At 65.3% G+C, this 10876-nt stretch carries 8 protein-coding genes and 3 pseudogenes; 7 read left to right on the forward strand and 4 right to left on the reverse strand.

From position 1 onward, the window contains the following. Nucleotides 1–104: 104 nt before the first annotated feature. Nucleotides 105–668: a class IV adenylate cyclase gene (locus JMF97_RS23435; RefSeq protein ID WP_233196629.1), complete on the forward strand. Its 564-nt coding sequence runs from the start codon at nt 105–107 to the stop codon at nt 666–668. 37 nt (nt 669–705) lie between these two features. On the opposite strand, the gene JMF97_RS31515 is transcribed toward JMF97_RS23435, so the two are convergent. Continuing rightward, on the reverse strand, nt 706–1128 hold the full coding sequence (locus tag JMF97_RS31515) for a 2'-5' RNA ligase family protein (protein WP_343898619.1): 423 nt from the start codon (nt 1126–1128) through the stop codon (nt 706–708). A 323-nt stretch (nt 1129–1451) separates the two neighbouring features. Between JMF97_RS31515 and JMF97_RS23445 the strand changes: the two genes are divergently transcribed. The 3 genes and pseudogenes from JMF97_RS23445 to JMF97_RS23455 form a co-directional block, all read left to right on the forward strand. Beyond that, nucleotides 1452–2204, forward strand: a complete 753-nt coding sequence (locus tag JMF97_RS23445; RefSeq protein WP_102656651.1) for a DUF4184 family protein — start codon at nt 1452–1454, stop codon at nt 2202–2204. 104 nt (nt 2205–2308) lie between these two features. After that, nucleotides 2309–2512: pseudogene (locus tag JMF97_RS32245) on the forward strand (DDE-type integrase/transposase/recombinase); the annotation flags it as partial. Nucleotides 2513–2573: 61 nt separating this feature from the next. Then, a pseudogene (locus tag JMF97_RS23455) lies at nt 2574–2813 on the forward strand (integrase core domain-containing protein); the annotation flags it as partial. 42 nt (nt 2814–2855) lie between these two features. Here the strand turns inward: JMF97_RS23455 and JMF97_RS32070 are convergent. Beyond that, nucleotides 2856–3002 (reverse strand): annotated as a pseudogene (locus JMF97_RS32070) (IS5 family transposase); the annotation flags it as partial. Nucleotides 3003–3272: 270 nt separating this feature from the next. Between JMF97_RS32070 and JMF97_RS32250 the strand changes: the two are divergent. Beyond that, nucleotides 3273–3587, forward strand: a complete 315-nt coding sequence (locus JMF97_RS32250; RefSeq protein WP_102656649.1) for a transposase — start codon at nt 3273–3275, stop codon at nt 3585–3587. Here the strand turns inward: JMF97_RS32250 and JMF97_RS23465 are convergent. Together JMF97_RS23465 and JMF97_RS23470 are read right to left on the reverse strand one after the other, a co-directional pair. Further along, nucleotides 3533–4474, reverse strand: coding sequence for a TolB-like translocation protein (locus JMF97_RS23465; RefSeq protein ID WP_146017428.1), 942 nt, complete (start codon nt 4472–4474; stop codon nt 3533–3535). The genes JMF97_RS32250 and JMF97_RS23465 overlap by 55 nt on opposite strands. Nucleotides 4475–4534: 60 nt before the next feature. Next, a complete protein-coding gene (locus JMF97_RS23470) occupies nt 4535–8959 on the reverse strand; it encodes an RHS repeat domain-containing protein (protein WP_307817070.1) in 4425 nt (1474 codons plus the stop codon). Nucleotides 8960–9146: 187 nt separating this feature from the next. Here JMF97_RS23470 and JMF97_RS23475 point away from each other — a divergent pair, with 187 nt between their 5' ends. Beyond that, complete coding sequence (locus JMF97_RS23475; protein WP_203223457.1) at nt 9147–10403, forward strand: IS256 family transposase; 1257 nt, start codon at nt 9147–9149, stop codon at nt 10401–10403. Nucleotides 10404–10434: 31 nt separating this feature from the next. Beyond that, entirely contained in the window at nt 10435–10833 is a 399-nt protein-coding gene (locus JMF97_RS23480; protein WP_203223458.1) for an NUDIX hydrolase, read from the forward strand. Nucleotides 10834–10876: the final 43 nt, after the last annotated feature.

Consider the following 10876-nt stretch of genomic DNA (forward strand, 5'->3'; position numbering starts at 1 on the left):
TCCTGTAGGGACCGGGAGCCCCGCCACCCCGCCGGAGCCGGCCGACTCGGCTCGGGCGGCGCGCCTGCCAACCGGCGGGTTGGCGGCGACTAGGCTGCTGCGGCGTGACCGCTGTCCCGGAAGCAGTGCATGAAGTCGAGGTTAAATATCGCGTGAGCGACGAGACGGCGCTGCTGGCGGCTCTGACAGCTCACGGAGTTGTGTTGTCCGACGCGGTACGTCAGGACGATCAGGCATACGCGCCTTCGGCGTGGCGGTACGGCATGAGCAAGATCGGGGTGCCGTTCGCGCGGCTGCGCACCCAGGACGGCCGGCACCTGTTCACCGTCAAGCGGCCGGTGGACAACGAGATGGCCTGCCTGGAACACGAGACCGTGGTAGCCGACCGGGAGCAGATGCACGGCGCGCTGGTGACAATGGGCTTCACACCGACGGTACAGATCGTCAAGAGGCGCCGCACCGGCCGGTGGGGTGAGGTGTCGCTATGTCTGGACGCCGTCGAAGGGCTGGGCACGTTCGTAGAGGTAGAGGCGTTGATCGGCACCGAGGAGTCCGGCCGGGCCGCGCAGGAACGTCTAGACGGCCTGGTCCGGTCGCTCGGAGTGACGGTGACGCGCATAACGGACACGTACGACTCGTTGCTGCGGAGTACGGCAGCAGCTGGCTGAGGCAGGACGGTCTGTGGGCCGTCAAGACAAGCCGATGTCACTCGGCCGAGGGCACCGTCGCGACTGTCGTCCATCGGTAGGTGTGGTTCTCCCGTCGGAGCGCGATCAACGGCACCTGTCTGATTGTCACCTGCACCGGGGGCCGGTGACGGAGTTCGGCCAGCCGGGCACGTATCGGTTCGATTGGTGCTGGTGAGCCGCTGTAGGCAATCGTGACGTGCGGCCGGAACCTTTGCGCGGGCTCGGGGACAGTGGGCCACACCGCGCCGATGGCGTCCCGGATGGTGGCGCGGAGGTGTTCGACGCGGTCCCAGGGGCGGACGAGCAGGCCGATTCCTTCGGCGTCGGGGTCTACCGGGCCGAATGACAGATCCAAAGGTGGTAGGCCGGCGCAGCGATGCCGGGCTTCGGCGACGATGGCGTCGATGTCGGCGTCGCTGATCTCGTCGGTGAAGCCGATTCCTTACATGGTCAGTTGTGCAGGCCGTCGAGCGGCACCAGGTCCAGGCCGGGCAGCGCCAGTTGGGGGACTGGAAATAACGGCACTCCCGCCTGGAGAGAGCGCTGGCGACTGCGGAGGTCTCCCAGTTGTCGTCTTCGGCCAGTTCGAGGAGCCACTGCTCGTTGAGTGGCAGGTCGCCGATGCCGGCCTCGATCAGCTCACCGGTGACGCTTTGCTTCTGCTTCGACTCCCGTTGGTGGCGCTTGAACCCTTCCAGCGGCAGAGGTTGGTGGATTACGGCTGGGTGTCTCTAGGATTCTACCGAGGGAGGCGGGCCGGAGGTGCCGTTCACGGGGAGTCACGTCGCGGCTGTGCTGCCGTTGACACGGTCAGCATGGCTGGTGCCATCGGCCCTGGCGATTGGGAGCATGGCTCCTGATGTCCCCTACTATCTTCCGCTGCCGGTGAAGGCGACCCTGACCCACTCACTCGTCGGCGTCCTCAGCGTCGACGTGGTGCTGGGTCTTGGGGCGTTGATCCTCTGGCATGGGCTGCTGGCCCGCTTCCTGACCGCCATCTCGCCGGCTCGACTGCGCGAACGCCTACCTTCGCCCGGGTCTCAGCGTCGATGGTCGGTTGGCTACGCGGCGATGCTGGTCGGTTCCCTGGTGATCGGTGCGCTGACGCACGTGCTGTGGGATTCGTTCACGCACGACGGGATGTGGGGTGCTGCTCACATCGGCTGGCTGGCTGAATCGCACCTCGGCACGCCGGGCTATCGCTGGATACAGCGCGTGAGCACCATCGTCGGCGCCGTCGTGGTCGTGGTCTGGCTGCTCCGATGGTGGCGCAGGCAGTCGCCGGTACCTGAGCAACGGCCGACCGCCAATCGGGTACTCGTGGTGGCCGCCTGGCTGGTCATCGGGCTCGCCGCCACCGGCGGTGCCGCCCTGGCCGCCGTCGAGGACGTGGCCCCCCAGCGAATGGTATTCCTAGCCGTCACCCAGGCATGCGGTGCCGGTCTAACGGTCGCGATCGTCCTTGCCGCCGGCTACGCTGTCCTGCTCCGGCACGACCAACCAACCCCGCAATGACCGACCAGAAGCTCAGCCGCCGAACCAGAACGGGCACCCAGTAGGGCAAACGGCCGGCCGCCACGGACCTGGTCAAGCGTCAGTTCACCGCGCCCGCGCCGGACGTGGCCTGGTGCGGCGACATGACGGAGATCGCCACGCAGGAGGGCAAGCTCTACCTCGCCACCGTCATCGACCTGCACTCCCGACGGATCCTCGGCTACGCCATGGGCGAACGCCACGACGCCGGCCTGGTCGTCGCCGCGTTGAAAATGGCCGCGGTCACCCGCGGCGGTGACGTCGCAGGGGTGATCTTTCACAGCGACAGGGGCAGCCGAATACTGCTCGGCCGACTTCGCCCGGGCGTGCGCCCGCTGGAAGGTACGCCAGTCGATGGGCCGGGTCGGGTCGTGTTTCGACAACGCCGTGGCCGAGGCTACCTTCTCCACCATCAAGGTCGAGTACGTCCACCGTCACCAGTTCCGCACCCGTACCGAGGCCCGGCTGAAGATCGCCACCTGGATCACCGACTTCTACAACCGCCGACGCCGCCATTCCGTCTGCAACGGACGCTCACCGATCGACTACGAACGATCAACTACATACGTCCTGGAGAACCAGGCCGCATAACCGAGTCCTCCACGGTTCCAGGGGATTGACAGAACCTGAGAGCAACGCGTTAACGATCTCCCGTAGCTCGTTACGGCCCTGATGCCCCGACACCGACGGACGCCGGTCCTTCCATGCCTGCAGGAACGGCCCGACCACCGCCCACTGCTCATCGGTCAGATCATTCGGAAACGCTGCACTTCCACTCACGAGCGTGCTAACGCGACATCACCCCATCGGGGTATGGGCCCAGATCAGCCAACCGCAAAGGGATAGAAGGTCACACCACCCTCTGGGGAATAGAGGTTCATGACTGAGAGACTGTCGGGTAAACGGTATGGGCGTTGCGTTACGGCGAGACATGTCGATGGCGGGTGCTCGACAAATGGATCATCCCCGCCATGATCGCGTTGTGTGCGCAACTTCAACTGCGGCGGGGATGACGCCCGTTCATGCTATCCGTCGAGCTTGACCGATGCGATGCGGACGATCTTCGCACCCTTGATGCCGGTACGAGACCTGCGTAAAGGCAGCCAGCTCCGCAAGTACGGCGATCGGTTGATCCTGGATTCGGTCTTCTGTGTGCTGCAGTCGGGCTGTCCGTGGCGGATGATGCCTCGCGATCTGGCGCCGCCGGATGCGGCGCATCGCTGGTTCACGACGTGGCGGAAGAGCGGGACGGGGGACGCGATCGATGACGAGTTTCGCCGACGGGTGCGGGTGGCGGCTGGTCGTGAGCATTACTTATTGACAGGAAGCGACCCAAACCTCAGGCGGCCAAGGTCCTCGACGTAGACGAAATCCTTGCCATCGGGTGAGAAATTGGGATGATAGGCCTCTTCGCCATCCACGACTTGCAACATCTTGCCACTGGCGGCGTCGATGGACCACACCCCATTTCCCTTGCCCCGAGAATGGACCGCCACAATAATTTCTTGACCGCTCGCTGCAAGGTCGGCGATGCCAGGGATTTCGGCGACAAACTGCGTTGACCCACTTTTTGGATCCCACTGCACGAGCTGCCAGGTGAACCCCTCCAACACATCCGATGTCGTCACCGGCAGTTTGCCGAACGAGTTCGACGCGACCAAGAAGAACAATTTTCCGCGAGCAACCGCCGGCGACTGCACCCAGACGACTGAGCTACAGTCATCGCCCCCGCCGCCAATATTGAGCGACTTTCCATCCACCGTGATGAGTGCGTCAAGGTCCCCCAGCTTGCCGTCGACGAGAGATTGGATAGCCATGCCACACTCGCGTGGCACCTCCGCATAGCCGGTCGCCTCACCCTCTACGAGGGCAACATCTCCAAGGAACGAAACCGATGCATGCGGCTCAAGCTGGTGCCTCCCGTCGGAGTAGGCAACCAACTCGGTACGAGTGCCGGAGTCGCACTCCACCGCCACTCTCAGCCCACCAGCGGGCGACCGATGGAGAAAACTGAACGCACCGTCGAGGCAGACGGATTTGGCGGCAGCCTGGTCCAAAACAAGCTCCCCGGATCGCTGCGCCGGCCGCTGCCGCCACAGCTGCCTGCCGTCGGAAGCCTCCTCCCGCAGGTAATACACCCAGCCGTCGTTCGACCAGACCGGGTCCGAGATCGTGACATGTACGACCGAGAGCGAAGACCATTGGCATCCACCTGCCAGCGCCACGAGCAGCAAGGCCAGCGGAACAGCCACCAAGCCCGACCAGCTCCGGACGGACACCTTTCGCCGTCGCCGCCCAGTGCGTCGCACGTCTCACTTCCCCGGTTCGATCATGATAAGCCAGCCATCGCGGGTGCACACCGAGATGTAGGAGGCAGGGCCCTTCTCAGGTGCCGCGGGGCCACGGCCGGGAACACCTCCGCCAACCATCAGCATCAGCCTATCCTCTAGCTCCTTCTCGTGCTTGGCGGTGGCACCGACACCGGTCGCGGCCACGTACCACGGTCGAACATCCACGCCGATGCGGGCGCCAACGGAATTGTTGTGCAAATCAGCGTTCGAGTCGGCCGATCCGGGAAGCTCCCCCTGCGTGTCGGTGTCCTTCTCGTGCGCGACACCGAGCGTGACCGCGTCGTCATACGTGAAGCCATGCACGGTCATCAGCCCCATCCAGTAAGAATGGCGGAATGCGTTACGGCGCCCCGTTGACCAGCGGAAGTTGTCAGCAAGGCGGTTCGACACGTCGAGCGCCTTCTGTTGAATCACAATGCCTCTCGCGCAGGCAAGTAGCCCCATATCTAAGCACCACAGCGTCTGATAGATGCCCAGGGAACTACCAGTAAGCCCGTCATTCGAATTTGCGCCCGAACCCGGGCTTTTGCCACCCTTGCCCTTTCCTCTATTAATCACGGTGGTCGTCGTGGTAGCACCGCTTTTCTTGGCGCCCACTTTCACCGGCCGTCCGGAAACCTTCACCGTGCTCTTTCCCGAGGATGACTTTACAATCTGGGCTCGACGGCCCTGGCCGTGACTGTCCTCTTCGAAGTAGAGGCCGGTCGGGTCGCTGTAGGTGGCTGGCGAGTTGTTGCTGTAGGCGTACCCATGAATTTGCTGCGGGTTTGTGAGGTCCATGATGCGGTCGATGCTGATGAAGCGGCCGAGGGTGGGGTCGTATTCGCGGGCGCCGAGGTGGGTGAGGCCGGTGTCGTCTTGAGTGCCGCCGACGAAGCCGCGGGTGCCGAAGAAAGTGGGTTGGGTGGCGCTACGGTCTTCGCCGTAGGGCAGGCGGCGCTTGCGGCTGCTGGTGAGGTCGTCGGCGTTGATTTGGACCTGTTCGGTGCCCTGGTGGTCGCTGCCACTCCAGACCAGGCGGAGGAGGGTGCGCACGGCGATGGTGCGGCCTCCCGCGGTGTAGTAGCGGGTGCCGTCGGGTTGGTTGCTGCCGGTGGTGAGGGTGAGTTCGGTGGCGCCGAGGTAGAGGGTGGTCTTGTCCGGGGCGCGGCTGATAAGGCGGTTGCCTTCGGTGTCGTAGACGTAGGTGGTCTCGTCGGTGCCTTCGGTCAAGGTGTCGAGACGGCCTTCGGCGTTCCATTCCAGTTGCTGCACCGCACCGGCCTCGGTGTGCCGGGTGATGGTGTTCCCGGCGTTGTCGTAGCTGAACGTTCGGGTCGGCGTAGCGGTGAGGGGGCCGGTCGCGGTGACGCTGGTAAGGGCGTGGGGTCGGGTGGCGCCGGCTGCCGGGTGGGCGTAGGTCCACACGGTGTTGCCCGCGGGGTTGTGGTCGGTTTGTTTGGTGCGGTTGCCGACGGCGTCGAACTGCCACGATCGCCAGTACGGATCGATGCTGCCGCCTCGTCGCGGTGTCTGGTCGCAGGCGGTGGCGGACGGGGTGTCGCCGGTCCAGGCGGTGGTCAGGCGCCGCAGCGGGTCGTAGCGGAAACATTCGACCTGATCGGCGGTGCCATCGGTGCTGCCGAGGGTGGAGGTGATGTTGCCGATGGCGTCGTAGCCGTAGGCGGTGCCGTATTTGGTGGTGAAGGTGCCGGGGGTGTTTTCCAGGTCGATGCTGGTGGCGTCGAGTCGACCGGTCTGTTGGTCGATGGTGCTGGTCAGCCGGACCCGTTTGCCGCTGGCGCCGAGCAGAAGTTGGTGGGTGGGGCCGTGGGCGTAGTAGCTGGTGGCCGCGACATAGGTGTCGACACCGGTAATGGTGGTGGCGTAGCCGTTGTTGTCGTAGCCAAACGTGAGGGTTTCGGTGGGTAGTCCGCCTGCGGCGGGTTCGCTACCGCTGGTGAGGTGCCCGGCCTTGTCGTAGGCGAACGTGGTGCCGTAGGTGCCGGCGAGGGCGCCTTCCGCGGCGGGAATCGTCAGCGCCTTGCCAGTGGGCTGGTAGCGGTCGCTGTAGCCGATAACAGCGGTGGTGTAGTCGCTGCCCCCGTGGTGGCGGGTGGATGAGGTCAGGTATCCCTTGGCGATGGTGTCGTAGACGTGGCTGGTGATTCGGGTGCCGGTACCGACATCGCCGGCCCAGCTGCCAACTGCCCTGGACTTGCCGTCGTACTGAACAGAAAGCTTCTGTCCACGTCCATCGATGGTGTAGGCGATTCTGCCAGCGCTGTCGTAGTGGGTGGCGCTGGTTCCCGAGTCCGGGTCGACCTTCTGGGTAGCGCGGCCGGCGAGGTCATAGGTGGTGGCCCACGTGTTGCCGTCGGTGTCGACGATGGCGGTGAGTTGGTCGAGGAGGTCGTAGGTGTAGGTGGTGCTCTGATAGGTGTTCGGGTTGGTGGCCGAGGTGTACTGGTCCAGGCGGGTGGCGTTGCCGCGGACGTCGATGTGGCTGACGGTCTTGGTACCTCCGTCTGGCGGCACAACCGTGACACGGTCGCCGTGGTATGTGGTGGCCGTCTGCCGCCACGCCGTCCCCAGCTTTTTGTCGACCTGGGTCGTGGCCCGGTTCAAGTGGTCGTAGCTGGTTTCGTGGGTTGCCGGGACGGTGGCGAGGTTGGGATTGACCAGCCCGGCCCCTGCCGCCGAGCTGTTGTGGAACGGGTCGGTGGTGGCGGCGACGTTGCCGCGGGCGTCGTAGGTGGTGGCGGCAACAACACGGCCGCCGTTCGGGCCGGGCTGCTGAGTTTCCCTGCCCCGGCCGAGACCGTCAACGTACTGGTAGGAGTTCAGGTAGACGGGGCTACCGCTGTGGGACTGCAGCCTTTCGCTCCTGGTCCGCGCCGGGGCGGTCGGCTGGCCGATGCCGTTCGAGGTGATCTGGTAGCTGAACCGCAGCGACGGTACCCCGGTGGACTTGGCCTGCCCCGGCAGGTAGACCTCGGCAAGGCGACCGACAGGGTCGTAGACAAGGTCGGTGACCTTGCCGTTCGGGTCGGTGATCCTCGACGGCTCACCCGTGTGTCGGTCGATCAACGTGGTGGTGGTGTGGTTAAAGCCGCCGCCGATGGTGCTGGTGATGCCGTTGTCGGGCCAGTTCACGACCGGGCTGTAGGTGGTCGTGGTGGTCAGCCCCGCCGAGTCGGTCGAGGTCAAGAGGCGGCCGGTGTTGTCGTAGGTGCTGCGGCCGCTGGAAACGTAGTTGGTCGGGCTGGTGTAGGTGCGGGTCTCGGCGATGTTGCCGTCGAACGGGGCCTGGGAGCCTTCGACGGTGTAGGTGTCGTAGAACGTGACCTCGCGCGAGAGGAGTATTCCGGAGCCGCAGGTGTCGCCCGACCAGGTCTCCACCCGCTCCGGAAAGTCGATCATGTAGTAGGAGTTGGGTGCGTTCTGTTGGGCGTAGGTGTATGAGGTGCAGGTGTTGTCGGCGACGCCGACCTGGTTGTACTGGTGGAAGCGGATCGGGAGCCCGTACGTGGACTCGTAGATGGTTCTCTCTTCGTTGGTCCGCCAGCTGCCGTCGTCGAGTTTGACCCGGTTGCTTTCCAGGCCGAGGCGGGTTTGGCGGGGGTTGGCGTAGCCGGGGCCGTTGGAGCTGCCTTGGATGACGTGGTCGTAGCGGGTGCTGGCGACCTCGGTGTAGGAGGCGTTGGCCGGATTGGCGTTGTAGGTGGTCATCCGGTAGTGGCGGGTTTGCAGGGTCCGGCCGGCGCGGGCGTAGTGGTCGTCGTAGGTGTCACCGGCGTAGTCGGTGACGGTGGTTTGTTTGATACCGCCGCCGCTGCCGGGGTCGTAGATGTCGTGGTACATGCCGCGGAAGAAGTTCGACATCCACACCGTGTACTTACTGGGGTCCGTCCCCGAACCCTGCACCACACGGACGCGGTTGTAGCCGGCGAAGGTGCTCCACGACTCGTACTCGTCGGGCACGAGCGGGTTGTTGGGGTTCTTCCAGGCTGGGTTCCCGACCGAGTAGTCGTACTGGGTGACCTGATCCGGTGACCCACCCACCTGGTCCTTCACCACCACCTTCTTGACCAGGTACTTGTGGAAGATGCCGAAGCCGGGGTCGGCGCCGGGTGGTGAGTGGAAGATCGGGTAGCAGTCCTCGGTGTTGACGTCCCAGTTACCCACCTTGCCGTTGTGCCAACTGTTGTAGCCCGACTGTGTCGACCCGCCCTGCGGGCACGGCTTCTGCGTCCCGTACGTGACCTCCGTCCGCCCACCGAAACCGTTACGGACCACCAGCAGGCGGGGCATCCGCACCGCGGACACACCCAGTCCGGACTCGTCGTAGTCGACGCGGCCGTCGCGGAAGTTCGGCTGCACGCCGTCGACGTAGTCGAAGTCCACCGGCGGCAGGTCGATCTTGTTCGCGTCCGCACCGATCAGGCCACTGGGGCGTATGTAGTCCAGGACGAACGCCCGAGAAATGCTTGAGACCTGTGGATCGGTCGGGAAGGGGCGTACCTTCCCGATGATCGGTTGAGGATCTCGAGTGAAGGCCGACGTTGGCGCGTCGGTCGGGAAGGTACGCCTGGTGCTGACTGTAGTCGCCGAGGACGGGGCGAGGCGTGAGGACGTCTCGCTGCTGGATGACATCGTGCGGGAGGGTGCCCGGCGGATGCTGGCCGCCGCGCTGGAAGCGGAGGTTGACGCGTACCTGGCCGAGCTGGCGGTCGAACGCGATGAGCAGGGCCGGCGGCTGGTGGTGCGTAACGGCCACGCCCAGCCGAGGGAAGTGATGACCTCGGCTGGCGCGGTGCAGGTGCGGGCGCCGCGGGTCAACGACAAGCGCGTCGATCCGGAGACCGGGCAGCGGAAGCGGTTTCGGTCAGTGGTCCTGCCGCCGTGGTGCCGCAAGAGCCCGAAGGTGGCCGAGGTGCTACCGCTGCTGTACCTGCACGGCTTGTCGACCGGTGATTTCGTCCCGGCCCTGGAGTCGTTCCTCGGCTCGGCCGCCGGTCTGTCCTCGGCCACGATCACCCGGCTGAGCAAGCAGTGGACCGACGACTACCACGCCTTCTGCAAGCGGGACTTGTCCAGCGTCGATTACGTGTACGTGTGGGCCGACGGCATTCACGTCAACGTGCGCCTGGAGGAGGACAAGCTGTGCCTGCTGGTGGTCGTCGGGGTCCGCGCCGATGGGTCGAAGGAGCTGGTCGCCCTGGCTGACGGCTACCGAGAGTCGACCGGTTCGTGGGCTGACCTGCTGCGTGACTGCGCTCGTCGGGGTATGCGGGCCCCGGTCCTCGCGGTCGGTGACGGCGCGCTCGGCTTCTGGGCTGCACTGCGGGAGGTCTTCCCAGACACCCGGGAGCAGCGCGACTGGGTGCACAAGACAGCGAACGTCCTGGCCGCGTTGCCCAAGTCAGCTCATCCGGGCGCGAAGGCCGCCCTGACTGAGATCTACAACGCCGAGGACAAGCGGCACGCCCGTGCTGCGGCGAAGCGGTTCGCTGACGCCTACGGCGTCAAGTTCCCCAAGGCCGTCGCCAAGGTCGTCGACGACCTCGACGAGCTGCTGACGTTCTACGACTTCCCCGCCGAGCACTGGATCCACCTGCGTACCTCGAACCCGATCGAGTCGACCTTCGCGACGGTGCGCCACCGGACCCGCGTCACCAAGGGCCCCGGCAGCCGAGCCGCTGGCCTGGCCATGGCGTTCAAGCTGATCGAGTCCGCGCAGGACCGGTGGCGGGCGGTGAACGCACCGCACCTGGTCGCCCTGGTCCGCGCCGGCGCTACCTTCATCAACGGCCAACTGGTCGAGCGCCCAGCCGACCTGGCCGCATAGTCCACCCGACAAGCCCCAGGGAGCGCCAAGCATGACCATCATCGACAAGATCGCCTGGATCCGCCTCGAGAACGGCGCGATCCTCAGCTCCCGATCACGCGGCAAGGACGTCTACTACATCCCGGGCGGCAAGCGAGAACCAGGCGAAGGCGACATCGACACCCTCGTCCGCGAAATCCAGGAAGAACTCAGCGTGATCATCGCTCCCGACACCGCCGAGCACGTCGGAACCTTCCACGCCCAAGCCCATAGTCACCCCGACGGGACGATGGTCCGCATGACCTGCTACACCGCCGACTACCAAGGCGTTCTGCAGCCCAGCAGCGAGATCGAGGAGATGGTCTGGCTCACCCACGCCGACCGCCACCGGGTCTCCCCAGTCGACCAGATTATCTTCGATCATCTACACGAGACCGCGCGCATGCGCTGAGGCAACGTCAACACCCGTCCACAGGTATTGACAATTTCTCCGA

It is taken from the genome of Micromonospora fiedleri, assembly GCF_016774385.1.
GTDB lineage: Bacteria > Actinomycetota > Actinomycetes > Mycobacteriales > Micromonosporaceae > Micromonospora > Micromonospora gifhornensis.